Source organism: Ensifer sp. LC163, assembly GCF_001695855.1.
Taxonomy (GTDB): domain Bacteria; phylum Pseudomonadota; class Alphaproteobacteria; order Rhizobiales; family Rhizobiaceae; genus Ensifer.
Genome location: NZ_MBSS01000026.1, coordinates 1 through 25901 on the forward strand (window position 1 = coordinate 1; position 25901 = coordinate 25901).

Genomic DNA, 25901 nt, shown 5'->3' on the forward strand with positions numbered 1-25901 from the left:
AGCCGCACCTGCAGTTTAGGAGCATCTTCATCCATGATTTGGTGTCCACCTATCTTTTGGTGGACACTTCATGCCTCAGAGCACTGCGCTTCAGAAGGCGCGCAGAAATTCGCGCTTACGTATAGTGTGCCGTGCTCGACAAATGGGCGTGGCCGAGCAGGACCTGGATGATCCGGATATCGGTGCCATTCTCCAGTAGGTGGGTGGCAAAGGAATGCCGCAACGTATGAACGGTGACGCGCTTTGAAAGGCCAGTCGCGGCAACCGCCGACCGACAGGCGGCATTCAAAACGGTCGGTTCGATCGGCTTGTCAGCATCACGCCCTGGAAAAAGAAACGCCGTGGGGCGTGCCAGACGCCAATAGCTGCGCAGGATGCCGAGTAGTTCGTTTGACAGCATAACGTAACGGGCTTTGGCACCTTTACCATGGCGAACGTGGATCACCATCCGGGAGCTGTCGATATCCTCGACCCTCAGTCCGCAGACCTCGCCGACCCTGAGACCAGCGGCATAAGCCGTGGTCAGCGCTACACGCGCCTTCAGACTGGAGACGGCCTCAAGGAATTGCACGACCTCCTCTGCCGACAGAATAACGGGGAGCTTCCGTGGTTCGCGCGCGTACGGGATCCGTTCAGGGACCTCGTCTTGGCCCAGCGTAATCCCATAGAAAAATCGAAGAGCGCACACGATCTGGTTTAACGATGCCCACGATATCCCCTTTGAGACAAGGTGAACCTGGAAGGTGTGAATGTCGTCAAGATCAAGCCGATCGGGCGATCGGGCAAAATAGCGACTGAACTTCCGGACTGCATTGATGTAGGATCGTTGGGTCGCCGGGGATAAATTGCGGATCGTCATATCCTCAATCATCCGGCGGCGAAGAGGGCTTATCTCAGCCATCGGGGCCTCCTGTCTGAAGGGTGGGTTGCAACACCACCATCCTCTCAGTCAGGGCGCTCTCGTCAAAGCTCGCCTCCAATCGCCGCGATCAGCGGCTTAGTTCAATCCCATCACGAGTCGGCGTCATTGCTCGTTGGTATTAATGCGATCAATCAATGACGCCAGCGCCGACAGATCGTCTGGGCGGGAGAAAGACCGACCTGCAGCAACCTGACTGAACAGGTCGGTCTCATTGACATCGGTCCACGAGGCCGGCAGCGAACGCAACCGTCCTTGAGCGTCGTAGAACATGACGCGGTCGTGAGCGTCCGGTGAGCGGATTTTGGTTCGGCGCGGAATTGGCGCAAGTTACGACACAGATGATTCATTTGTGACGTAACAGGGTATGAATGGCCAAGGTTGAGATCCTGACGGGTGCCGAGCGACAACGTCGATGGTCCACTGAACTGAAGCTTTCGATATTGCAAGAAGCGTTCAGCGCGGATGGCAGCGTTTCGGATGTAGCGCGCCGGCACGACGTTCTTCCGCAACAGATATACGCCTGGCGAAAGAAGTTCTCGCCACCCGAATTGGACCCTCCACAGACCCCATCGTTCATCCCGGTGTCGCTTATCGGAGCATCGGAGAGCGTGAGTGACGGTTCCAAGAGGAGCGGTGCTCGGTCGAGATGCAAAGACGTTGAAATCGTCCTGAGGAATGGCCGCTTACTGAGAATTGCAGCGGACATGGATCTCGAAGTGCTATCGTCGCTTGTTGCTTGTGTGGAGGCAGCATGATCGGGCCTTCTGGAAATGTGCGGGTTTATCTGGCCTGCGGAGTGACCGACATGCGGCGTGGCATTGATGGACTGTCGGCGCTCGTTGAGACGGCTATCAAGGAGGCGCCGGGCTCCGGCGCAATCTTCGGCTTCCGCGGAAAACGCGCTGATCGGATCAAACTTTTATGGTGGGATGGCCAAGGGTTCTGCCTGTTTTACAAAATTTTGGAACGCGGATACTTTCCCTGGCCGACGGCGAAAGATGGGGTTGCGCATCTGACGCAAGCTCAGTTGTCGATGCTTGTTGAGGGGATCGACTGGCGCCGACCTGCATGGACTTCCGCGCCCGGTCGAACGGGTTAAAAGCTATATTTTGCAAGGACATCCGGGGCATAATGCTAGCGCTTCCGGCGCAAATCGGCTATGTATGCGGGCATGGAAACAACGCCGCTGGACAGTCAGGACGAGCTATCTGTTTTGCGCGCGCTCGTCGCTGAACAGGCGGTGAAACTTGAGCAGCAAGAAGCCGAAGTCTGCAAGCGCGACTCCATTATCGGGCTTCTGCGCGCGCAGCTGGAGTTGCTCCGACATTGGCAGCATGGCGCTTCTTCGGAAAAGATCGACCGGAAGATCGAGCAATTTGAACTGATGCTGGAGGAGATCGAGGCCTCCCGTGCCGAGGCTGAGATGCGCTCCGGGAAAGCTCCTTTGCCGGAGTTGGATGACGCACTGGACAAGCCGAAGCGCAAACCATTGCCGGATGGTCTTCCAACCGAAGAGCTGGTCTATGCAGCACCCTGCAATTGTCCGACCTGTGGTGGCACATCGTTCCTGAAGGCTGCTGACAAGGTGGTCCAGGTGATGGAGCACGTACCGGCGTCCGTAAAGATTGTCCGCCACGTCGAAAAACGCATGATCTGCAGGGACTGCGATACGACGGTGGCAGGCGAAATGCCGACATTGCCGATCGAGCGAGGCAAACCCGGACCGGGATTGCTGGCCCATATCATGGTCGCCAAATTCGACGATCACATCCCGCTCTACCGCCTATCCGAGATGTACGACCGGCTGGGAATAGACATCTCCCGCTCTGTCATGGCGGACTGGGTCGGCCGCGTGTCCGTTCTGCTGACGCCACTCGTCTTGCTGATCAGGGCCCATATTGCGGCGGTCGACCGAATACATACGGACGATACCCCGGTCGATGTTCTCGACCCTGGGCGAGGAAAGACCAAAACCGGCAGGGTGTGGGTCTATGTCTTCGATGGCAGCGGCTATCGAGACCCCACTCCAAGAGCCATTGCCTACTACTATAGCCCCGACCGCAAGGGCGCGCATCCGGCCGACCATCTCGCTGCCTTCAGCGGCGTGATGCACGCGGATGGCTATGGTGGCTATAAGAAGCTCTACGGCAACCAGATCGTCGAGGCCGCCTGCATGGCGCATGTGCGCCGCAAGTTCCATGATGTGATCAAGCTGAAGCCATCCCCGATCGCTGACGAAGCGCTGTCGCGCATCGGTGCGCTCTACGATATCGAGGATCGTATCCGCGGCATGTCGGCTGACCAGCGGCGTACACTGCGCCAGCAACACGCCAGGCCCCTTCTGGCGGACCTCAAGCGCTGGATAGAAGAGACGCTTTCGGCGCTGCCACAGAAGCAGAAGCTGGCTGAAGCGATGCGATATGCCCTCTCGCGATGGACAGCGTTGAGCGTTTACATCGACGATGGCCGTGTCGAAATCGATAACAACATAGCTGAGCGTGCCATGCGTCCGCTTGGAATCGGAAGAAAAAACTGGCTATTTGCCGGCTCGGATAAGGGCGGCGAGCGCATCGCCAACATCCTGACCATTATAGAAACGGTCAAACTCCATGGCCACAATCCCGAGACTTACCTCACAGACGTCCTGACCAGGATCCAGGATCACCCCAAAGATCGCCTTGAGGAACTGCTGCCGTGGCAGTGGGCGCCAGCGAAAGACCGATACGAGGCTGCGTGATGGCACGCTCGAGGTTCATCTATACGCTGAAAGGAGTCGCCGGCATGATCGGCGAGAACCTCGAATTAATCGAGGAGGTGACCGCCAACTCGGACAATATCGCCGAGGGCGAATTGATATATGTCCGCGATGGCAGTGAAGATGGCACAAAAGGCCTGACCGAAAATGGAATTGACGACCTTCGAGATCTCCTGGCCGACATACGGACGTGGGATGGTGGAATCCGCCAGTTCCTTGTCGATGAACAATGCGATCCCGAAATGATCGAGCGCATCATGGCCGATGAGCTAAGCCGCAAGTTCTAAAACGCGCCTCGTAGACCGCAAAAATGCATTCGCCGGACGCTCACACGCGGTCTTCGCCCCAGTTCTGTTTGCGTGTCGACAGCACGAAGCGCAGGCCGCACCACGGATGGAACGGGTGCGTGACCTCGAACTCTACGCGCGCTTGAGTGTCAGTACGAACTGCAGTCCGGGACTTGAAAGAACGGCATGGCCGAGGCGTTCGTCAAAACCTTCAAGCGCGATTACGTCTCGGTCAATCCCACCCCGGATGCTGAAACCGTCATCGCGCAACTGCCGTTCTGGTTCGAGCACTACAACAATCTTCACCCGCACAGCGCGTTAGGATATCAGTCCCCACGCGAGTTCATCAGCTCGCAATCTCAAACCTGAGCATGTCCGGTCTTTTGGGGGCAACCCCAGTCTTCCGTTCCTTTCCCAGCCAGGAAAAATTACCGGAAAACTCTAACCAAAATCGGTCCAGTTTGAAGGGTTCAGATCACCGATAATATAAGCGTTACTCCGCGTTACTCCGCAGCCAACTTTGAAATGTACCCTGCCCACTCGCAAATGGGTCACTAAACGCAGCTTGCAGATCTTTTCGCTGTCGATAGGTTACTCTATCTTTCTTTTGTATTCTTTCACCGTCTCGGTAAGTTGAATAATACCACCAACGTTCTGGGATACGTCGATCCGTGCTATCTTCAACTGCGTTTTTGTACCACATCCATAACTCATATACATCAGAATCTGGACCGGCATACCGCCTCGTCATCACGTCGCCTAGCGGGCCTAGCTTGGTGAAATGGAAAAACTTCAACTTGCTTTCATTTGCCAGAATACATCCCGTTTGATCGACATGTACTCGCCGATGGCTGAGATTCCAACTCGCAACGTTGAAGCCGGGGTCACGTAGTATACCAACTTGATCAAAAAGAGCCGGAATTAAGTCGCACCATTTTTGATCTACAAAAACACCTTCCTCTGGCAGGTCGTAACACATGGTCGACAGCCTGTCGCACCACCAATTTGCCATCTCGTTTCCAGCTTTATCATTTCTTATTGCCAAAAATCCGAGATTGTACACTCCTAGCCGCAGTGACGTAATTTCATTGTCCCTAATAGCCATTTCTGCCGTTTCTGGCTGAGTTTGATGCGGTGTAAGCACTATCGAATGACTATCGAGGCTGGAGACTACATCCTCCAGGGAGGAAAATACGGCAATATCCGGATCTAAGTAAATGACTTTCTCCGCACCTGCGGCCAAGATCGCCTTCATAGCGTAACCTTTAACGGCGGTACAAGCCTCCACGATATCATGCTTAAAAAGCCATTGTTCGCTCGCCTCCCCTCGCAGGTCTTGTCCCCACAACAAACGATCGAAGCTCTCCATATCTCGATCAAAGATAAAAGAGTCGGGAGCCTGATCTGTAATGACAGCCCAGAAAACCCAGTCAGGATGAAACTTCTTAATTGTCGCCGCTAGAACCCGAGCTCTGTTCAAGTAGCTGAACGAAAAGCTCGTGAAACAATGGATATTCATTAGATACTCTCCCGCTCAATAAGGTCTACAGTCATACCACTAAACTTCAAGCGGGACTTATTTGCACTGGAGCTACGGCGCACCGAAACCAACTCAGAAACTCCTTCTCCGTCAAAGGCGGCATACAATTCATCATCAGTATCGAACACCGCTCCCAACCCATGGCTTTCAACTAGTCTGGCAACATTTCCGGAGTTTCTTGTTGTGATAATCCGGCATTCAGCCGCCATAGCCTCGTGTGCAGCAAACGAAAATGTCTCCGGCCACCCCGCCCACAACAATACGATATCGATTTCTGCGTCAAACAACGCGTCAATCATTGCGTTTGGGTTCTCTCTACCAACCAAAACCTTCGTCGACGTCACGTAGGGGGGAACATGCTCTGAACCACCAAAGTAATAGAACTTGTAACGTCCTGACCCTGCATGGCGTCTAGCCAGCTCCTCAAATGTGAACCATCCTTTGTGGTAGACGGGCCATCCACAATACGCGACACGAACCACACCCGCATCAGGCAATCCTGTTGATATGTCGGTCTTTTCCAAACTGCAATGAGGCAGGACGACCGACCTCGCGAACTCAAAATTTGCTCGAGAGGAAATCAAATCTGCGGCCACTTGGGACGGGGGAACAAACGTAAACTGTCCACTCCCGAAGAAGTCGGCCATTCGACGAATATGCTCTTTCCTCGAGCCGCCATATATACAGATAGAACAAGCCCCCGACGAAGCAGCTGGCGCTGAACAGTAAGAAACCGTGTTACGAAGTAAGTTATACCCCGAACAAAGAGCAAAATAATCGTGACCCCAAAAGAACCTCTCTTCGAACGTATCCTGGCCCGCAACCGCAATTCGCTCCGGCGCGTGCCCAAGCAACGAGTGGACTGCCAACCAAAGTGACTTGCCTTTACCATTAAGGAAATCAAGTTCACGAATAAAGTCACTCGTCAAACATGTCCCCAGGGTAACTCCGTCCAGGCTTATGCAAATGATAGGATCCTTTTCAGCTCCGGGCGCAAGCGTCGGTAATGGTTGCTGAGGATAAGCGTGCAGATAAGCCCCCCCTGCCTTCGCCATAGCCTCTTGCTCAAGCTGGATACACAGTTGCACACCGCCTGTATGTACCCTGTAGTCATCGTGGCTAATCGCAACTAAGATCCGCTCAACTTCGCCGATACCGGCGATTATTGACGACCTCAAATCTACCGCCGATAGCGAAGGCGCAACTTCAACTTTGAACCAGGATTGTACGGTCGTATCAAGCTGCACAACCCGCTCCAATGCTCGTAGTTTTGCAGATTCAACACCTCTAGTTTGTCGACCCTCCGCCCGACCCGCTACAATGAAGTGGTAGAATGGATTTATGTTCGCCGCCCGGATATCAGGATTATTTTCCAGATAGAACCTTGTTGAAAAATTTGGATTAGGATCTCTAGCCTCGTCAACACCCAAACCGATGTAGTGCTCGATTGGGTCAATCCCAGCGTCACGTACATCAGGGTTAGTGGCAAGGTAGTAATCTGGATTGAATTCTTCGCTTATCACATCGTATATGCCAGCATCCTGAATCGGATTAACCTGACGCCCCTCCCCCCGTCCTGCGACGATGTAGTGCCAGAAAGGCTCCACATTAGCCTTCTCCACGTCCTCATTTACTAGAAGGTAATGCTTCACGGAAAACGACGGAGAAGGGTCGCGCCCCTCTTTCCAACCGTACGCAATGTAATGCGCGATCGGATCTATTTTGCTATTCCTTACGTCCGCATTTCGCCTTAGATAAAATCCAACATCAAATTCATTTGAGACTACGTTATATACACCTGGGTAGTCTCTTTCTACCAACGCCCTTATCTTACTCCTCCCTTTGGTAAGGGATGCAATTTTTAGTACCAACTTCTTCATATTATTCATCTCACCCATCAATAACAGTTACTTAGCCTAGGACCCACTCCAATGGGCGCTTAACATCCACAAAGATCTCTTGAGTCGGTCGATGCAAACTAGCAACAGTTTTGTAGTCAAGCGGCTGAGTGAAGATCCAATTGAATTCTTGCCCCCTGAGGGAACACAGATCGTAGAAAAAGAAATCGTAGAGGCCGGGGTCGAGCACAGTAATCGTTGATGTCTCGCCCGCGAATATCGAGGACGACAGCCCAGCACCCAAGGGACCGACAATTTGTCTCGCTCGCCGAAATATCGCTACTTGGTCGAAGAATGCATGCTCCTCCGGCCTAATGATAGAAAAGCCCTTCTCGACTAACAATTGCTCAACTTTCCCCTCATCCGGGATTGGCCGTTTTGACGAACCTCTTCGAGAAATGTATATTTTCTCAGGATATGAGCGCCCACCCACCCATTCTACATTAGGCAATTTAGCCCAAAAATCCGCAACCTGCTTAGATTTTCTGGTATTGTGCTTAGATACAGGTCCGGGAATGTACAGCTCCTCAGCAATAACGTTCATGTCCAATACAATTATACGATAAGGCTCTCTATAGTATACCTTCAACACTTCTAGCACTACAGAATGAAGTGCAGGACTCATCACAGGAAGAAGAAATGTTGGATTATCGAAATTCTCTTCCAAAATCAAATCAATCTTCGGTAACATTTCTATAAGAAGATGCCCATAATTGTCGAATCCAGCTTTAAATATCAGTACAGACTGCCCGCCAACCCTGTGACAATCTTCGCCCCGACATTCAAAATTCTTTTCCGGCGCCCTATCAATCGCTGAAAGCTCAATCAAATGCCCCGCGCTATTGTATACAGTCGCATCTGGCCTCACGTAGGCATTTCGAAACATGTATATATCTTGGGCACCTACCTCTGCGTTTTCAGTAGCGACCTCTCTAACGATAAAGCGCCTCAATTGCTCATCGTGACACTGAAAGTTGAATATGTTCGGTGGTTTGCGAGCATATATCGAGGAAGGATTTATCTGCTGCCAGCTTTCCGCCTCAGATCGGTATACTGATATTAATTCTGACATCCAAGCTTTCCCCTCGGTCCAACGCCTAGTCCGTCTCAGGCGGCTCATTTCAACTTTGCGTCGCGATTCAAGTTCCGCCCCTGACGAGATCAAACGCGCCTCAGAACGTGCTCGCTTGGTAAGAGGAGCGCTCTCATTGCCTCCGCCATATGAACCCGCAAACATCAGGATTAATATGCAAGGCCAGCCCCTCGAAGTCTCATTTAGGCAAATCCACCGAATCTTTGCTCGATGCCGATAGCGCCCATTTTTGCTCTGCTGCCGGATTACTGGCACATATATGGAGCCAGGCCGATACATCTCGTGCTTAATGCATCATTTTACCAAACGGTTTTCGGAAGAGAGGCGCATGCCTACAGGCCGCTGAAGCTGCTCGGGCCAAACAAGGCTAGAGGGCACAACGATAGGTGGAACAGAATGCGTTGTACCATACATCGGATTTATACTTCTATCCCGGAACATCGCGGTCGCGTGCTGTGCCTGAAGCCGTGACTGCTCACCCGCAAACCGTACCCTCCGGGCACCCGAGGTATCAGGACCTCTCGAGGCGGACTCTAAATGGTATAGGCAAGCAAATGGAGTCCAAACAATTCGGAACCCCGCTCGATCTGCACGCAGGCAATAATCAACATCGTTATATGCAACTGCAAAATCTTCTTCATTCAAATAACCAACCGCCTCAACGCACTCACGAGATATAAGCATAACCGCTCCTGTAACACACGTCAGCGAGTTCCGGACGTGGAGCCGGTTCATAGGCCCACCGTAGTCTCTTGGCTGACCAACATACCAGTGGCCGGCGAGACCACCAAAGCCAACAATAACACCAGCATGCTGAATCTTATCATTTGGGTACAGCAGCTTTGCTCCAACCACACCCACATTGGGAAAACGAAGGCACGAGACCATTTCTCTAAGCCAATCTGGCTCAATGACTCTGATGTCATTGTTCATAAGCAAATAGTTCTCACCGGGGCAACCGCGAATTCCCCGATTGATAGAAGCCGAAAAATTGAAATCCTCCGATACTATCTCGTAGGAAAAATTCTCAAACTCGGCCCGGTACCGCTCGTAAAGATCCAGAACTTGCTTGTCGGTGCTGCCATTATCGGCCACGAACACTCGAAAATTACGGTAGTTCGTCTTGTGGAAGAGGTCCGATAAAATAGATGTTATGTATTCATATGAATCTTTATTTGGTATAATGACTGAAACCTCCGGCCATCCCCCTTCAGGTTCTCCAAATACCACCTTGTGCAGGCTATGCGTGAGAGCTGGGACAACATCAATGTCGAGCTTTCTTCGTTGGAAATGTTGCTTTAGGGCTTTTCGCGCCCGATCAGTTGCTTCGCGCAAGAAGACGCTCGAAAAACTGCGCTTGGTATTCCTCCACCAGTACGCTGGGTATGGCAAGTGAACTATTCGGTTTTCTTCAACGCCATCCAAATATCGAAGCAACAGATCATAATCTTGGGAACCGTCGAAGCCTAATCTCAAGCCGCCAATTTGTTCCAACCGTGCTCGGCGATAAATCGAAAAGTGATTTATGTAGTTTACGCCAGTCAACAATACCGGATCGTAACTCGGTTTAAGCATCGAACCGATGGGGCGGAAATTATCGTCCACTATCAATTCGTCTGTGTACATAAACTCAACGTCGCAGGCCCTAAGCAAAGCAGTCTTGATCACCTTCAGTGCATGCGGCGCGATAAGATCATCATGGTCAAGAAAAGTTATCCATTCCCCGGCGGCCAATTTCAGCCCAGCATTGGTGGCAGCTGCAATGCCGCAATTTCGCTCCGAAAAACAAACCACAACATTGGGGCCGTGTGGCTGCTTCAGCCACCTAATTGTATCTTCTGATGATGATCCGTCATCGGAAAGAATGAGCTGAACTCCAGATATATTCTGGCTACTGAAGGACCCAATAAGATCTTCCAAATATTTAACATCTGTGTTGTATATCGGGGTAATAATGCTGAGAAGAGTTTTACCCTCGACCTGAGCACCCTCGTCTGGTAAATTATCAGCTAAACTATAGCATGACTGAGCAAAGGTGGATATTTCATTGGCGCGCCCACGGCGCCATGCTGTTTGTGGAAGGAGGGTGAAGCGCGGGATACGCCCCAACTTCGTGACCACGACATCAGAACGATCTTTAATGGCCGTTGACAGAAATTCATTGACCTCTGAGAGTTGCGAAAAAGTATGCGCATCGAATGAAAATGATGACGGATGGGTTGAGGGATCAAGTCTAATCTTGTCGATGGTCCCGAAATTCCCAATATCAGCGACAACCAGAAATGATGTTCCCTTTTGGATCATCACGCTATCGCGTTCAGTGAATCCCTCTCCACGTTGGACATAGATGCACGGATCAATCGGTAGATCATCCGAATACAGTGCCAACACCAGATATCGTTTACGCAATTTGCCATAGTTAATTGTCAAGCTTGGGTCAGCCCCCGTTGCTTTCCATGACGATGCGGCGCCATCAGTGAAGGCGATGCGCTCGAGATCGCTATTAGCTTTTAGTGAGATCGACATTTACGACTAGCCTTCCAGCATCTTGCGGCGAGTTAAGCGCTCCAGTAGGAGGCCTAGGCAAAGCGCTGTCATCCCAAAAATAAGCAAATACTCCTTATCGAGCAGTCTATCACTATATGTTGGGTAATAGGCTGTTCGCATCCATTCCACCGATTGCACAACCGGATTCCAAGCAAGCGCGCGCGCTAGTGGCTCAGGAAGAGCTGCGGCTACAAACATTGTACCGGAAGACATATATACTAGGATCATTGCAAGTGCGTATATTGTTGCAAAGAAATTGAGAAACATCGTCACTACACCAGCTAACATTCCAATGCCAACGGCGAGAAGTAATGTCGCTAGATATGCGTACAACGCTTGCTCCGGATCATAAGGAAAGGGGTCGTCGCCAATAATAGAAAGAATGCACATCATGAAAGTTAGCGTCAGGCATGCGGCAACAATTTCCAGAATTGCGCGTGCGACCATTATGTCGAATACCTGAACCACCGGAAATGAAAGCATTGGCCGATTCAGGATCAAAGAGAGCGACATAAAACGTGAGACGTACATGAACGACAGGGTCGGAATCAAACCAGTGGCGAAGAAAACATTTAGACTGTCACCAAACGGAGCTTGACGCCCCACTAGAGTAAAAATCGCAATCAGAATTACCATATGCGCCAGGGGCCACAGCGAGACGACTAGGAAGCCCAGCCCATGGTCAAAGAACCGAGTCCTCATATCGCGAAGCATAACCGCAACCATGACGTTCTTCTTTTGCCGAAGAGCGTACCGAAGGGTCGTTGGGTCAACAGATGCAGAGTCGGAACTGTATTCTCGTCCAGCCATAAGGCAATGGCCCTTCTATTGACAAACAAACGCTAGCTCATTTGTCGGCGCAGAGCGGCGGCACAACCGAGGACGACGCCCCAAACGGCAAATGAACCAATCAGAACGCAAACAATCCAAAACACCCGCTTTGGATACTCCGATGTATCGGGGCGTTGTGGCAGGAGATAGGCGTCGAGATATAGAAGTTGCTGCCTGCTGACAAACTGAATTTGTTCAAACGTCTTAACACTGGCGGAAAATTGCTGCTCGGCTAGCTCTTGTTCCAATTGCTTTTGAGCGAACTCCGTTGAGACATCGGCCAAGTTCCTCGCGTTCCCTGACGACCCAGCCAGCTGCTCTCGAAGTGACGCTGTTTGTTTCTCTTTAGCCTCAATCTTTCGTTTCAGAACCAGCATCTGGGGTGCTTGGCGCGAGACCGACTGCAATTTAGCGTCGTACTGTTGTTGGAGTTCGAGCCTCTCACTTTCGATGTCGCCTATCAACTTATTAATGACTGTCGTCGTTCCTTCCACACTGAGTACTCCAGCCTGGTTCCGCGACAACTGCAAGGCCTCCCGGGCCGACTTCAACTGTTCCGCCGCACGATCGAGATTCTGTTGGGCACTGGTTGAGACATCCCGCCATATCCGATTGTTAATATCGTTGACGACCGCCTCAGAAGCCGCAACGACTTCTTTCAGAACCGACTGCGCGTCTTCTGGTTTAAACGCACGAAGTCTTACGGTAATAATTCCGCTTGCAGGATCAATCCGGGTGGAGACCATGCTCTGCCAGTATTCCAGGATATCCTCCCATGGAGAATCTTCGAGCAACCTTGACCAGTAGTCAATGGAAGGGTCTCCGTACACGGCATGCAGGTCAACTCTCTTCGCAAGAGCCCTGATAATCTCTTCGCTTCTGATGTAATCAGCGACGATTTGTGTGTCCTGCACAATCTTTGCCGCAGGAAGACCTGTGACCTTACCAATTTGGTCCTTTCCTAATGCGGGCGTAGATGAACGGACCGTAAATCGGGTTTCAGATTCGTATTGGCTAGACGCCCATACACCGAAGTAAATCAAAGACACAACGTTCGGGATTACGAGACACGTTACCGTCCCGACAACTAATGCTAGGGTGAATATCCGGTCCGCCAATCTCGGACGAAGCCCGACGGCTCTGAATACGGCGCTCCGGTTCGACGTCGACAAACGCAGCTTTCTTGCTGCAACGGCCAAACGCGTCGATACATTTCGACTAATTTCTAGCGCGTTGCCATTGTTAGAGTTATGCGGAGGGAGTTGCTGCATCACTTCTTCAATCGTTTACCCATACGGCTGCTCTGATTTACCTGTTCAGGCGGTAGTACGCCTCGATCGCTTGCTCCACTTTATCAAAGACGATTAATCTTCCGTCGACAAGTACTATACCTTTATCGCAGTAATTCTTGATGGTATCCATGCCATGAGAAATCATTATTAAGTCAGAGTTCTTTCGACGGCCTTCAAACGCCACTCTACAACGCTCCTGAAATCTGGCGTCTCCAACGGCAGTGATTTCATCGACCAAGTAGCAATCAAACTGGATTGCCATTGACAATCCGAAAGCTAGCCGCGCCATCATGCCCGATGAGTAAGTGCGCACTGGCGCGTTTATGTAGTCTCCTAGTTCCGCAAACTCTTCAACAAACCGAGCCACGCGGGCCGTGTCCTCGCCGTAAGCGCGTGCAACGAAGTTTAGGTTGTCCCGACCAGTCATAGCCGAGTGGAATCCCCCAGAAAATCCCAGGGGCCACGACACGCGGCATTGCTTTTTAATTACGCCCGAATTGGGCAAAATTGTACCTGAGATCATGCGCATTGTCGTGGATTTCCCCGCGCCATTAACGCCAAGGAGACCGTAGGAATATCCCGACTCAAACTTCAAACTCACGCGATCAAGGATGACTTTCTTATGCTGTTGTGTCTTAAAATGCTTTGAGACATTGGTGAACGATATCATAGCGCGCCCTAAAGCCTGTGATCTTGGACCGAGGCCCATCCCAGGGCTAACGTTGACCAGAGTATCCCGAGCGCGATAAATGTCATGAGGGGAGTAAAGACCCGACGGGGATACAGGGACTTTTCGGGCAGCGTTGGCTCAACAAATACGACAAGGTAGAGTGCTTTGCGCATAGATTCTGCTAGAGCAGCACTGTAGGTGCGCCGGGAGGCCTCGTACAATTTCTCGGCCACTAGACGATCGGTCTCGAGTTCAGAGAAGCGGAGTAGTGCCTTCGCGATACTTGCATCTTCCGATCCAGTCAATTCCCCCTGTAGTTGCTCAATTTGTGTATCGAGGCTTTGGCGGGCAAGTGACAGTTGCTCATAGGCCGGAGCACCTTCTGCGGAAGATTGCTTCATTACAAACTGGCGCGTCTCAAGTTCCAGTTTTTTTGATAAGAGTCCGGTAAGAAGTTTTCCCTTTTCCAAAGCCTGAGCTTCTGGACTTAAGAGACCAGATTCTCGCTGAAAGTTATTTAGTGCAGCTAGGCTTTGCGCATACATATTCCCCGACTTTTCGACTTCATCTTGAACGCTCTTAATGATGTCTCGCCGCGCCCGCTGCGACAGTTCGTTGATCAGAGTTTCACTTGCAGAGACGATCAACGAAGCCAGCTTCACCGAGTCCTCTGGTCTAAAGGTTCTGACTTTAAGCGTAATTATTCCGGACGGCCCATCGATATAGGTTGTGACTTGCTTCTTCCAGTAACGCATAAAGCTCTCTTGAGATCCACGTGTACTGAATGAGGAGAAGTAATCGACGTCTGCTCGCGAAAATATTTCCCGATAGTTTGCGTCCTTTTCTATTCTCTTGAGAATTTCAGTCGAATGAATAAAGCTTGTGACAACATAAGAGTCCTGCGAGGCAGCCCTCATGTCCAAAAGCCCGCCCTGCAATTCATTCCCCTGTGAGTTATCCGCTAGCGAACGAACCGCAAACCGAGCCTCGGCAATATATTGATCGGAACCGACAAATGCATAATAGAAGATGCTAACTAGAAAAGGGAGTACAACCAAAAGAAGGAACGTTACCGGGTGCCATGGAATTCGCCTCGAAGTTTCTGGCTCATGACCAGCGTCGACATAGGCTGGATCGACAAACTCAATTACCCCCTCACTGTCTCGCCCGTTAGTCTTTTGTCGGGTCCCGAGAATTGCAGGCAATGATCGCAAACGCGCCGGGCCGTCAGCGCGCACGGCAAACCCTGCTACATCGTTGTTCTTTCTCTTGATCCAGTTTCGCACGTCTTCAGAATTCCTGCGCCGTCATTGGTGACATCGCCTGCCGGACATAATGGTCAAAAATAAGATCCTGCTCCAACAATTGCTCCGCAAACGGAATTGCGCGTAGATTTTCTGCAATTCGCTCAAGCTCAGAGTGCTTGGGGGAGAATTGCATACCGTCGGCTGGTAAATTGAGCAACTCGCCAACAGCTTGTTGAAAATGGAGTTCTTCAGACTGGTGCCCAACGACAGTGAAGCGGGAAAGTAGATCGATCGCCGGTGCCACATCTGCCCGCGTTACAGGTTGTTCCGGAGAGGTGCAAGCAAGCTGCCTTGTAGTTGGAGAGAGGAAAACGTTTCGCACCTTCTGTGGAGCGTGTTTCAATGCCTGCCTTAGCGATCGCTCATCATTGATCATCACCGGTTCAAAGTAATCTACAGCAGCACCGAGAATCAATTGATCGCGGTCGCCAAGAAAAGGGATCTTTATTTTAGACATCCTTTTCAAGACATAAAGTCTCGTCGCCATCTCGTAGTATGGATCGGTCAGCATAACGATCGCAGAAAAGCCCTTGTCGAAGAATTCCTCGTAATTTCGCATAAGCAAACGACCACTCAAATAAATTGAATCAATCGTATTTAGATGAAAAACTTGGAGAGTTGTTTCGTGGCCATACCTTTCAATTGACGAAAGTTCGTACTGAAAATTTCGTCCATAATACGCATCGAGGCGAAGATGAGGGATGAGTTGCGTTTCGAGGCGTAGTATCTTCTTATGAATTGGATCTTTGACTCGCGGACGCCTGTACACAAGGATACCAGTTTTAGAGTCGTGAATGGCAAGACCTTCGCAATCTATAAGATTAGGAATTATACTGAGATCCAGCCGGAAGCCGACCGGCCCACCGTGCCGACCAGCGTCAATTACTGATTGCCGAACATGGGTGCACTGCAACTCAATAATGGGGCCAGTTACATCGGATACGACAATCGTTGGAATCTCCGCAAAGCCATCCGGTATAAGATAGCCTTCGATAACATCTCCATTGTCATGCTCGATGTTGAACAGCATGATGTTCCCTCGTCAGCAGAATTACTTTCAAGCCAAGCGCGTAAGGAGAACAGAAACGAGAAGGGCCACGTTCACGCTCACTACTTCATTTGCGAGCGAACAGAGAAAAGCAGGGACCACCCGCGTGATCCAGTTCTTCCCTATGAATCTCGATACTAGAGTAACCAAGCGATCCTAGTAGCTCAAGAATATCATCGCGCTGCATCCAGAAATGTCGATCCTTCATTCCCCCACAGAATGAGGCATTCGAGTTGGCATCCTGATAGCTCCGCTCATGGTAGCGAACCTCTTTGCCACCCACGTTCCGGATCTCAACACGGCCACTAAACGGCCTGCGTCGAACATCAGTTGGGGGCATCGCCTCATCATGGAAAAAGTGTGTCCAAAGAAACAGAGTGTTGGAGCACTTCGACAACAATTGCAAAAACTCTCCAGGATCGCTCATGTGATAGAGCACGCCCGAGGCGATTGCGAGATCGTATGATATGTCTGTGTCCCGAAGCCATTCCTGGATGTCGCCCAACATAAAGTTCGCTCGATCAATGTTCAGGATGTGCCCCGCAACCAAACATCTCAGAAAGCAAAGCCGATTGGCCTCAATTGCGTCGATCCTCGCCGGGCGATGACCATTCAACATGTAGGTATGCATGCCCTCTAGCGGGCCAACTTCGAGAATACGACAGTTCTCGATGGCACCATATTGCTCGATCGCCCAAGCTATCCGATCGTCTGCGTAAAGGTAATGTCTGCCGGCGTGTAAACCGAACTCTTCCGGAAACGCTGAATTCCAACCGGGAAGGGCGTCTATCGCGTTCTGAGCCGCAGGCCGCCTCAGTTCATACTGATCGAAAATCGATTCGACTGAGGCCGCATTCGCACGGCGACGTTTTTTTAACCAGCTCAACATTTACCGACCTCATATGTAACCTCAACACGCACCAATCAAGCTAGACCCGCTATGCGGGTCCTTCAAAGATCATGGTAGCGACCGCATAAACTGAATTTTTGGTGACAGAATAGCCTTCCATTGCATCCCGTCCGGCGGGGATGCCCACCAATCGACCGTAATGAGGAAACTCTGACCAATGTTGGGGGGTATCAGATTTCCTTCGAATTCAGCGACCAGTCAGGACCTTCTCAAGCAGATACTTTCCGTAGCTGCTTTTGCCCAGACCCATCCCAAGACGCTCGAGCTCTTGTGCACTAATGAATCCTTGTTTAAATGCAATCTCTTCCGGGCAGGCAATTTTGAAACCTTGCCGCCGCTCCAGCGTTGCTACGAATTCCGCAGCTTCGAGCAAGCTATCCGGCGTCCCTGTGTCTAACCAAGCATAACCACGTCCCATTAGCTCTACATTCAGAGTGCCCTTTTCTAAGTACTGCTTGTTTATGTCGGTGATTTCCAACTCACCACGAGGCGAAGGGCGAAGACCCGCCGCTATCTCGACAACATCGGCGTCATAAAAATAAAGGCCGGTAACCGCCCAGTTCGACTTGGCGATGGCCGGCTTCTCCTCGATAGAGACAGCTTTCATTTTATCGTCAAACTCCACGACACCGTAGCGCTCAGGATCATTGACATGGTAAGCAAAGACTGTCGCGCCTTGCGCGCGTGACATTGATCCTTTGAACAACTCAATAATGCCGTGGCCATAGAAAATATTATCACCTAGAATCAAGCATGAAGCTTCCGAGCCCACAAAATCCGCACCGATTACATAAGCTTGTGCCAATCCATCTGGTGACGGCTGCACAGCATACTTCAAGTCAATTCCCCAATTGGAACCGTCCCCCAGTAAGCGTTGAAAGCTCGGCAAATCTTGCGGCGTTGAAATAATAAGTATCTCTCGGATTCCCGCGAGCATAAGGGTCGAGAGTGGGTAGTAAATCATAGGCTTATCGTAGATCGGCATAAGCTGCTTCGATATGACGTTCGTCATAGGCTGAAGCCGCGTTCCGCTTCCGCCTGCAAGTATTATTCCCCTCATGGACAGTCACCCTCGATATTTATTCGAAAACGCAATAATTTAAGACCTCGGCTAGCGCGCTCTGCCATGATCTCGCGGACAAGCCGTAGTCAACTTGCAACTTTTTAGTAGACAGAGCAGAGTTGGCGGGTCGCCTCGCGGACGTTGGATATTCGCTCGTTTTTATCGCCTCAATCCTGGGAACCTTACAGCCTGCCCGTTCCCTCTGACGAAAGATCTCACACGCGAAGTCGAACCATGATGCCTCTCCCGCATTCGCGAAATTGTAAGTCCCGGTACCGCCGACCTTTCCCTTGATTAGGTTGCAAGTGACAGTCGCCAATATGAAAGCGATATCGGATGCAGCAGAAGGGCATCCACGTTGATCTTCGACAACTTTTATCAAGTTGCGCTCAGCACCGAGCCGCAACATCGTTTTCACAAAATTATTCCCATGTGGACTGAATACCCACGCGGTTCGAAGAATAACGTGCCGGGGGTTTCCCGTTCGAACCGCCTGTTCTCCCGCTTCCTTAGAGGCGCCATAAACACCAAGTGGGGCGACCGGATCGTCCTCGACATACGCAGACTTTTTCTCCCCGTCAAAGACGTAGTCAGTCGACACATGAACCAGCGGTATGTCGCATTCCTTCGACGCCGAAGCTAAAGCGGCGGGAGCTAAGGCATTGACTTTCCAAGCCGTCAACACCTCCCTTTCCGCCTTGTCGACCGCCGTATAAGCTCCCGAATTGATTACAGCAGAAAAATTACCCGCCGAAATGTACCGCCAGATACTGTCGCAGTCGCTCAGATCCAATTCTTGACGTGTTGGTGCGACTATCTGAACATCTTCGGGCCAGGTGAATCGGAGCAGTTCAGTCCCAACCTGCCCCGTCCCCCCTGTGACAAGGATCCGCTGCTTGGTCATGCGCCCAACCCTCGCCGATTGGCCGCCTGGGTCCGATCGAGAATTTCCGCCCACCAATCGCGCTCACTCAGATACCAGGCGACGGTCTTCTCCATGCCGCTTTCAAAATTCTCGACAGGTTGCCACCCGAGATCATCGCTGATCTTGGACGCATCGATCGCGTAACGCTGATCATGACCGGGCCGATCGGCGACATACGAAATTTGCTTATAATAGGATTCACCATCTTCACGCGGATGTAGGCGGTCCAATATCTCGCAAACGGATCTTACGACGTCAATGTTTCGACGTTCGGAATTGCCACCTACGTTATAAGTCTGGCCTGGTATTCCCTTCTCAAACACGCATTGCAACGCCCGAACATGATCTTCAACATACAGCCAGTCGCGCACGTTCAAACCATTCCCATAAACGGGTAGCGGTTCACCCGCCAAAGCCCTTACGATCATCAATGGAATTAATTTTTCCGGAAAATGATAAGGGCCGTAATTGTTGGAGCAGTTGGTAATAAGGACCGGAAGACCGAACGTGTGGCCCCAAGCGGAGACCAGGTGATCCGATCCGGCCTTGGAGGCCGAGTAAGGCGAGCGCGGATCATACGGCGTCGCTTCAGTAAAGTAGCCGGTTTCACCGAGAGAACCGAAAACCTCGTCGGTGGAGATATGGTGAAAGCGGAACGATTTGCGACGAATGTCGTCTAGTCGACGCCAATACTCCAGGGCCTTTGCCAAGAGGGTGTAGGTGCCGACAATGTTCGTCTGAATAAAAGTCCCAGGACCATCAATGGAGCGATCCACATGCGATTCAGCTGCAAGATGTGTAATTACATCCGGCTGAAAGTCCTCGATTGTGGCGGCGACTGCATGCTCGTCACAAACATCGCCCTGCTTGAACCGGTACCGAGACGACGACGAGACCGTCGCCAACGACGTCAAGGTTCCGGCGTAGGTCAATTTGTCAAAATTCAGAACGTCGTGATCGCTGTTTTCGATGAGATGTCGGATCAATGCAGATCCGATAAAACCAGCTCCACCGGTAACTAGAATGCGCATATCGTCTCCTGGAAAATACTTAAACTTCGATCATTTCAAGTGGTATTCCGTCATATTCGAACGGACTGTCGAAATCACGCAATAAGGGCTGACGCTGGTCTTTGGCACTTAGCGTAGGGGCGACATCTTGCGGGAGCGGCCAGTTCACTCCAATCTGCGTATCGTTCCATCGGACCCCGCCGTCGTTTTGAGGGGAATACACATTCGAAACCTTGTATGTGACCTCGGTAGAAGGCTCAAGTGTAACAAAGCCGTGGGCAAAGCCGACCGGCACGTAAAGTTGGTTGCCGTTTTCTGCCGATAGCTCAGCTCCGACCCAGCGCCCAAACGTCGGCGACGCCCGACGGATATCAACGGCTACATCAAAGATACGGCCGCGAATGCAGCGAACCAGCTTCGCCTGAGCGAATGGCGGCGTTTGGAAATGCAACCCCCTCAGCGTGCCAACGGGCACCGAAAGCGAATGATTGTCCTGAACGAATCGGTCGCTAATGCCCCGCTCGAAGAAAGTTTTTTCATTATAGGTTTCGGAAAACCAACCGCGCTCATCGCCAAATCGCTTCGAGCGAACTAGAATAACCTTAGAAGACATCAACAATACCTACTACTCATATGGAGCGACCACTAGCATGGGCGCGGACAACCGGTCCAGTAGAGGCTGGCACCAAGACACGAGAAACGGAGATTTGTACAGCCTACTAACAAAGCAAGTTTGTGGCGGTGTCTGTCGCCAGCATTTTTAGCCCCTCATTCGCACTTTGCGTCATCTGCCTGACAAGCCGCAAAGTGCCTGCTGTTGCCAAATCATGTCTCTCATGATCGTCAACCAGCCTTAGGATCGCATTCTGCCAAATGTCGCGAACATATGGCACACGCTGCTCTCCAGAACCTTCACGTGTTGCGTATCCATAGGCCGCGCCCTCGGAAAAAACACCGGCAGCTTTATATCGGGCGACATCGATTCGCTTTGTCGGCGCGCGGCTATCATTCACGCGCGACGGGTGAAGCGGAACGAGCATAACATCGATGATGCGATCGTTGGCGTCTGCGAGATAGTCACTCCAGGACATTGGTCTTCGGACCGACACTCGTTCCAACCCTTCCCAGATCGACGCAGCACGGCCGTCTGCAAAAACCTCAAAGCGCACCTGCGGTCGCTGCGTCATGATTTCCTCGATGATCGGACGCAGAAAACGATGTTCTTGGAGGTGAACGCCCGTCGCGTGGTAGGCGATCAACACCTGGTCCGATATCGGGTTTGCGGCGCAGGCAGCATCAGCAGCCCGCTTCCACAATCGTTCCGGCGGCGCTGGAGGGAGAACCTGAACCTCCGGCATTTGCAGCGTCGAAGCCAGATGCGGCGTCGAGGCCCAGACGATATCGAGGTGGCGATTGAGGCGGCGCAAGGGCCACAGAGCTCGAGAATACAAAAAAAGGCGATAAGGGAAATCGGCGTCGCTTCCCGTCACCACGGCCGGGATGTCGTCGTCGACGAAAAGGCCGACCCCGGACAAGCGATCCGCATTGCTGTCGAGCCAGGTCAGCACATCCGGTGACGCATAGCGACAGATGATGATGAAGGCCCCCTCCGGATCAAGGTCCGCGAGATTGCCGTGCCTGATGTCGACGGCCTGGAACGGGGGCATGCCCGGTGCCTCAAGCCGCGCGGCGAAATAATAGTCGTAGGTCGGGTTCGGCATGCGCCCGAAGACGATGATCCGCTTGACTGGTCGTCGTGGACGACCCGTCGCTTCTGGCCTCAGTTGCGGTCGCGGTAGCTTTCGCTCAATCCAAAGGGCAAGTCTCTCTCTGAGGTTGATCATGCGGACGTCCTCGGAGATAGATCGCGCGGGCGGGCCTCAAGAACAAAATCCTCCGCGATCAGGGAGAGGTTGGGGTTGTGATACGGATCATTCCGCAAGATATCGCCCCACCGCTGATACACCGTCTGTTCCTCACGCGCGAAACGGCGCAGCTTTTCAGGAGTATTGTCTGCACCTCGAGAGACAGATTCCCTGTGCAGCATGGCGCTATCAGGAGTCCAGACAATCGTGCATCCCGCCTGCCGTACCTTGACGCAGTAGTCGACATCGTTGAACGCAACCGTTAGCTTGCTCTCATCCATGCCGCCAATTTGCGCCCATAGGCTCTTCCGTGTCAGCAGGCACGCTGCAGTAACCGCCGAGACCTCCCTTCGTTCGCGAAGGAGGCCATAGTCCTCCGCTGACTTCGGATGCAGGAAATGAAAGCTATGCCGGGCAACAGTGCCGGCGCCGAGCGTCACGCCGCCATGCTGAATGTAACCGTCGGGGAAAAGCAGGAGGCTTCCCGCGGCGCCGACATCAGGATCATCCAGCTCCCGAGAGAGCTTGGTAAGCCAATCTCGCCGCAATGGCTCGACGTCGTTGTTGAGCAGAAGGATGAGTTCATGGCGCGATGCTTCGACACCAAGATTGCACGCCCGTGAAAAATTGAACCCACCTGGCAGCGGCAGACGACGGATACGCCCAGCCTTTTCATAGCGGCTCATAAGAGCAAGAGCTGCGGGATCGCTGCTGTCATTGTCAATAACGATAACATCCAGATCAACGCCATCGGTGCTTTCAAAAAGCCCCTTCAGGCACGCCTCTAGCAGGTCAGCTCGATCCCGCGTCGGAATGATGACGCTTACCTTGGGCACCTCAGCTGCGTCCGCTTTCAATCGAACATGCCCGATCATTCGCTGGTATGGAGCGTCTCTGTGCAAGAGAACCCGCGGCACATGAAGAACCGCATCGCGGCGCCCCTTTGCAGCTTTGTCGATCACCTCGCCCATCGGCAGATTCTCGAGATCCAAGCCCTTTGGCAGGTCAACCAAGCGGACAAGGGCACCGTCCAATGGGAGCCAACCGGATTGAGCAAGGGGCGGATTCCAGGCAGGCTTGAAGAACGGATCGTTTCGGCGACCACGCTTATTGACTCGATCTTCATCGCTGTAGACCGCCACCACAGAGGGCGAGAATGCGAAAGGCCTGACCAGCCGCTCCAATGCGCGCGGCGCAAGGCGCATGCCCGCGGGAAGCCGCATCCATAGTTGCGGTCGGGCTGCGTTCCCATCTTTCATACCTGCGACTTCACTGACAGGCATCTCGGCGTGGTCGCGCCAGGTCTGGGTGGCGAGTGAAGCGCGTGTTTCGGCGACGGCCTGCTCAGTGCCGCGCCCGATGGAAACGAAGACGAAAGGTTTTGTTGGCCAATCTCCCGGAGCGTCAGTTCCCTCCACGCGCTCCGCCGCCTGCTGGGCGTCGATCCATTCGTCATAGCTCGGCGCCGACAAAGCGTCGACTTGCCTGGCAAAGCGAAACGTGGCGCCTTTCATGTTGCGCGCCATAAGGAGACGAAGAATACGAAGAATGAACAAGGGTCGTTGCAGAACCAGGATAGTCCCGATTTCGAGCAGCGACAGCCGCCGCACGTTTATTTCCGGGGTAACGTCGGCGGATATTTCCGCTGTTGCGTCATCGGCGACAAGCGTTGCGCCTTCGAATTGCACCGGCAGCCAGCCATAAAACCGTCCGCGGCCTTTGCTATTCACCAGGAAAGAGCGGAAAACCGTAGCTGGTACCCTGCCCTTTCGATGCAACGCCAAGCGCGGGCGCAGACCCAAACGGTGCCCTGGATCCTTAACCGTTAGAACGACAGGACGGTCGGCATAATCTTCGGGCGCAGCCTTGAGCGGCACCTTGAATTCGACCTGTGAAGCGTCAGCCATCATTCTCTATCTTGCAATTCAGCGAAACCGGAGTCGGTATGCCGCTTATGCCAGAGCTTGGAATGAAATTTAACTCATAATTCCGGTTATCTGCGCAAACCGAATATCCATGCATCCAATGTTGTTTCAGGCCGGGTAAAGACGAGAGCGCTTGATCTGCAGTCTTCCAAGCTGCCCGGACCGCACATCCGTCTCAGGTGGCACATCGAACTCCAGTGCCGTTCCGCCTTCTACATTGGCGAGAACCCGTCTGCCACCTGGGCGATCGAGGACGCGGACGATCGTTGCGGGTATGCCATTCCCATCGGGGCGCCAATCAATATCGCCCGGCCGCAAGTAAATGTCGATCGGGCCATCGCTCGACGACGGCGCATCCATCACGGTCTCACCAATATAGGCTCGCCCGTCCCGAACGGTCGCGGTAATGCGGTTTGCATCTCCCAAAAACCGCATCACAAATGCCGAGTTCGGTTCGCGGCACACTTCAGCCGGCGTTCCCTCTTGCACGACCCTACCCTGATCGAGGATAACGACACGGTCGGCTAGGTCCAGTGCCTCCTCCTGATCGTGCGTCACGAACAACGTCGTAATCCCGAGTTCGTCGTGGATTTCGCGCAGCCAGCGGCGCAGATCACGGCGAACATTGGCATCGAGAGCGCCGAAGGGTTCGTCAAGAAGTAGCACTTTCGGATCAACTGCCAGGGCTCGGGCGAGTGCCACGCGCTGCCGCTGGCCGCCGGAGATCTGGCCGGGGAAGCGATCGCCAAGTCCTTCGAGCTTAACCAGCCGCAGGAGCTCCAAAACGCGCGTGGCGATTTCAGTCTTGCTGCGCTTGGTCTTGGAAACCTTCATGCCGAAGGCGATGTTTTCGGCGAGTGTCATATGCGGAAAGAGCGCATAGTGCTGAAAGACGAAGCCGACGCCGCGGTCGCGCACCGGGATGTCAGTCGCGTCCTGGTCGCCGAAATAGATGTGGCCGCCATCGGCATATTCGAGACCGGCGACCATGCGCAGGATCGTCGTCTTGCCGGAACCGGAGGGACCAAGGAGGGCCACCAGTTGTCCGCTCTCGATCTCGAGCGAGACGCCATGCACGGCGCGGAACGTGTCGAAGGTCTTTACGACCTGATCGAGACGGATCTTCATGGGCGGTTTCCTGCTTTGGGTTCGTTGGTCGCTGCGGCAAGCGCCGGCCGGCGACCGGCGCCGCGGCGCTCGAGCGCAACCTTGGCAATGATGGTGACGACGGCAAGCGTCGCAAGGATCGAGGCGGCGGCAAAGGCGCCGGCCGCCTGGTAATCGTGATAGAGCAACTCGATATGAAGCGGCAGCGTGTTGGTCTGGCCGCGAATATTGCCGGAGACCACCGAAACCGCGCCGAACTCACCCATGACGCGAGCGTTGCAGAGAACGACGCCGTAGAGCAGCGCCCATTTCACATTGGGAAGCGTGACGGAGAAGAATGTGCGCCAGCCCGAAGCACCGAGCGAGGTTGCCGCCTCTTCGAGGTCCCTGCCCTGCGCCTGCATCAACGGGATAAGCTCGCGCGCAACGAAAGGTGCTGTCACGAACATCGAGGCAAGGACGATTCCCGGCAGCGCAAACAGGATCTTGATATCCGCCGCTTCCAGCATCGGGCCGAACAAGCCTTGCAGACCATAGACGAAGAGATAGGCGACGCCTGCAACGATTGGCGAGATCGAAAATGGGATCTCGATGACAACGAGAAGGGCACGCCTCCCCCAGAAATCGAACTTGGTGATCGCCCAGGCGGCAGCAAGACCGAAAGCGGTATTGACGGGAACGGCGATCAACGCTGTTGCGACCGTCATGAAAATCGCGTGACGCGTATCGGGATGGGCGATGGTCGCTGCGTAGGCCTTGACCCCTTGGCCGAAGGCCTCCACCGCAATCACGATCAGCGGTGCGAGCACCAGAATGGCGCCGAAGAACAGCGTCGTGCCAATCAGCACGCGGCGTATGATCGGCCCGTCACCGACGCGCGGCAGTTTGCGTCTTGTGGGTATCATG

General features: G+C 52.8%; 25 protein-coding genes and 1 pseudogene. 5 read left to right on the top strand and 21 right to left on the bottom strand.

Annotation, left to right across the window (positions count from 1 at the left end; all coding sequences use genetic code 11):
* Nucleotides 1-115: 115 nt before the first annotated feature.
* Complete coding sequence (locus BC360_RS21180) at nucleotides 116-901, bottom strand: tyrosine-type recombinase/integrase (RefSeq protein ID WP_083222668.1); 786 nt, start codon at nucleotides 899-901, stop codon at nucleotides 116-118.
* A gap of 123 nt (nucleotides 902-1024) precedes the next feature.
* On the bottom strand, nucleotides 1025-1192 hold the full coding sequence (locus tag BC360_RS31770; RefSeq protein WP_139110140.1) for a DUF5372 family protein: 168 nt from the start codon (nucleotides 1190-1192) through the stop codon (nucleotides 1025-1027).
* 98 nt (nucleotides 1193-1290) lie between these two features.
* On the opposite strand from BC360_RS31770, the gene tnpA reads away from it, so the two are divergent.
* The 4 genes from tnpA to BC360_RS33060 all read left to right on the top strand — a co-directional run bounded on the left by tnpA (nucleotide 1291) and on the right by BC360_RS33060 (nucleotide 3964).
* A complete protein-coding gene (gene tnpA, locus BC360_RS33180; RefSeq protein ID WP_065796807.1) occupies nucleotides 1291-1677 on the top strand; it encodes an IS66-like element accessory protein TnpA in 387 nt (128 codons plus the stop codon).
* Complete coding sequence (tnpB, locus tag BC360_RS21190; protein ID WP_003577159.1) at nucleotides 1674-2021, top strand: IS66 family insertion sequence element accessory protein TnpB; 348 nt, start codon at nucleotides 1674-1676, stop codon at nucleotides 2019-2021. The genes tnpA and tnpB overlap by 4 nt, the downstream gene beginning before the upstream one ends.
* A gap of 72 nt (nucleotides 2022-2093) precedes the next feature.
* Nucleotides 2094-3659 carry an IS66 family transposase gene (tnpC, locus tag BC360_RS21195; RefSeq protein ID WP_065796832.1) on the top strand — a complete coding sequence of 522 codons (1566 nt, stop codon included), beginning with the start codon at nucleotides 2094-2096 and terminating at the stop codon, nucleotides 3657-3659.
* Nucleotides 3659-3964, top strand: coding sequence for a hypothetical protein (locus BC360_RS33060; RefSeq protein WP_065796808.1), 306 nt, complete (start codon nucleotides 3659-3661; stop codon nucleotides 3962-3964). Before tnpC ends, BC360_RS33060 begins: the two co-directional genes overlap by 1 nt.
* 40 nt (nucleotides 3965-4004) lie before the next feature.
* On the opposite strand, the gene BC360_RS33185 is transcribed toward BC360_RS33060, so the two are convergent.
* Complete coding sequence (locus BC360_RS33185) at nucleotides 4005-4058, bottom strand: hypothetical protein (protein ID WP_413813759.1); 54 nt, start codon at nucleotides 4056-4058, stop codon at nucleotides 4005-4007.
* A gap of 86 nt (nucleotides 4059-4144) precedes the next feature.
* Here BC360_RS33185 and BC360_RS21205 point away from each other — a divergent pair.
* Nucleotides 4145-4333: pseudogene (locus BC360_RS21205) on the top strand (integrase core domain-containing protein); the annotation flags it as partial.
* A 124-nt stretch (nucleotides 4334-4457) separates the two neighbouring features.
* Here the strand turns inward: BC360_RS21205 and BC360_RS21210 are convergent.
* From BC360_RS21210 to cysW, 18 genes are all read right to left on the bottom strand, one after another.
* On the bottom strand, nucleotides 4458-5483 hold the full coding sequence (locus tag BC360_RS21210) for a hypothetical protein (protein WP_065796809.1): 1026 nt from the start codon (nucleotides 5481-5483) through the stop codon (nucleotides 4458-4460).
* On the bottom strand, nucleotides 5483-7384 hold the full coding sequence (locus BC360_RS21215) for a hypothetical protein (RefSeq protein WP_065796810.1): 1902 nt from the start codon (nucleotides 7382-7384) through the stop codon (nucleotides 5483-5485). The genes BC360_RS21210 and BC360_RS21215 overlap by 1 nt, the downstream gene beginning before the upstream one ends.
* Before the next feature lie 31 nt (nucleotides 7385-7415).
* Complete coding sequence (locus tag BC360_RS21220; RefSeq protein WP_065796811.1) at nucleotides 7416-8474, bottom strand: glycosyltransferase family 61 protein; 1059 nt, start codon at nucleotides 8472-8474, stop codon at nucleotides 7416-7418.
* 315 nt (nucleotides 8475-8789) lie between these two features.
* Nucleotides 8790-11021, bottom strand: a complete 2232-nt coding sequence (locus BC360_RS30970) for a glycosyltransferase family 2 protein (RefSeq protein ID WP_083222670.1) — start codon at nucleotides 11019-11021, stop codon at nucleotides 8790-8792.
* Nucleotides 11022-11027: 6 nt separating this feature from the next.
* The gene (locus tag BC360_RS21230; RefSeq protein ID WP_065796813.1) at nucleotides 11028-11768 is read right to left on the bottom strand and encodes an ABC transporter permease; all 741 of its coding nucleotides are present in this window, start codon (nucleotides 11766-11768) and stop codon (nucleotides 11028-11030) included.
* Between the two features lie 116 nt (nucleotides 11769-11884).
* Nucleotides 11885-12922 (bottom strand): capsule biosynthesis protein, encoded by a 1038-nt coding sequence (locus BC360_RS21235; protein WP_244512821.1) that lies wholly within the window; start codon nucleotides 12920-12922, stop codon nucleotides 11885-11887.
* Nucleotides 12923-13181: 259 nt separating this feature from the next.
* Nucleotides 13182-13835, bottom strand: a complete 654-nt coding sequence (locus tag BC360_RS21240) for an ABC transporter ATP-binding protein (protein ID WP_065796815.1) — start codon at nucleotides 13833-13835, stop codon at nucleotides 13182-13184.
* An 8-nt stretch (nucleotides 13836-13843) separates the two neighbouring features.
* Nucleotides 13844-15121, bottom strand: a complete 1278-nt coding sequence (locus BC360_RS21245; RefSeq protein WP_244512819.1) for a capsule biosynthesis protein — start codon at nucleotides 15119-15121, stop codon at nucleotides 13844-13846.
* A gap of 4 nt (nucleotides 15122-15125) precedes the next feature.
* Nucleotides 15126-16172: a hypothetical protein gene (locus BC360_RS21250; protein ID WP_065796816.1), complete on the bottom strand. Its 1047-nt coding sequence runs from the start codon at nucleotides 16170-16172 to the stop codon at nucleotides 15126-15128.
* An 85-nt stretch (nucleotides 16173-16257) separates the two neighbouring features.
* Nucleotides 16258-17079 carry a class I SAM-dependent methyltransferase gene (locus tag BC360_RS21255; protein WP_065796817.1) on the bottom strand — a complete coding sequence of 274 codons (822 nt, stop codon included), beginning with the start codon at nucleotides 17077-17079 and terminating at the stop codon, nucleotides 16258-16260.
* Nucleotides 17080-17287: 208 nt separating this feature from the next.
* Nucleotides 17288-18160: a glucose-1-phosphate thymidylyltransferase RfbA gene (gene rfbA, locus BC360_RS21260; RefSeq protein ID WP_065796818.1), complete on the bottom strand. Its 873-nt coding sequence runs from the start codon at nucleotides 18158-18160 to the stop codon at nucleotides 17288-17290.
* Between the two features lie 19 nt (nucleotides 18161-18179).
* Entirely contained in the window at nucleotides 18180-19067 is an 888-nt protein-coding gene (gene rfbD, locus BC360_RS21265; RefSeq protein WP_065796819.1) for a dTDP-4-dehydrorhamnose reductase, read from the bottom strand.
* Nucleotides 19064-20119 carry a dTDP-glucose 4,6-dehydratase gene (gene rfbB, locus BC360_RS21270; RefSeq protein ID WP_065796820.1) on the bottom strand — a complete coding sequence of 352 codons (1056 nt, stop codon included), beginning with the start codon at nucleotides 20117-20119 and terminating at the stop codon, nucleotides 19064-19066. Before rfbB ends, rfbD begins: the two co-directional genes overlap by 4 nt.
* Nucleotides 20120-20138: 19 nt before the next feature.
* Nucleotides 20139-20711 carry a dTDP-4-dehydrorhamnose 3,5-epimerase gene (gene rfbC, locus BC360_RS21275; RefSeq protein ID WP_065796821.1) on the bottom strand — a complete coding sequence of 191 codons (573 nt, stop codon included), beginning with the start codon at nucleotides 20709-20711 and terminating at the stop codon, nucleotides 20139-20141.
* A gap of 106 nt (nucleotides 20712-20817) precedes the next feature.
* Entirely contained in the window at nucleotides 20818-21942 is a 1125-nt protein-coding gene (locus BC360_RS21280; RefSeq protein WP_139110141.1) for a glycosyltransferase family 4 protein, read from the bottom strand.
* Nucleotides 21939-23873, bottom strand: a complete 1935-nt coding sequence (locus BC360_RS21285; protein WP_065796823.1) for a glycosyltransferase family 2 protein — start codon at nucleotides 23871-23873, stop codon at nucleotides 21939-21941. The genes BC360_RS21280 and BC360_RS21285 overlap by 4 nt, the downstream gene beginning before the upstream one ends.
* 123 nt (nucleotides 23874-23996) lie before the next feature.
* A complete protein-coding gene (locus tag BC360_RS21290) occupies nucleotides 23997-25016 on the bottom strand; it encodes a sulfate/molybdate ABC transporter ATP-binding protein (RefSeq protein ID WP_065796824.1) in 1020 nt (339 codons plus the stop codon).
* A complete protein-coding gene (gene cysW / locus BC360_RS21295) occupies nucleotides 25013-25900 on the bottom strand; it encodes a sulfate ABC transporter permease subunit CysW (protein WP_065796825.1) in 888 nt (295 codons plus the stop codon). The genes BC360_RS21290 and cysW overlap by 4 nt, the downstream gene beginning before the upstream one ends.
* Nucleotide 25901 lies beyond the last annotated feature (1 nt).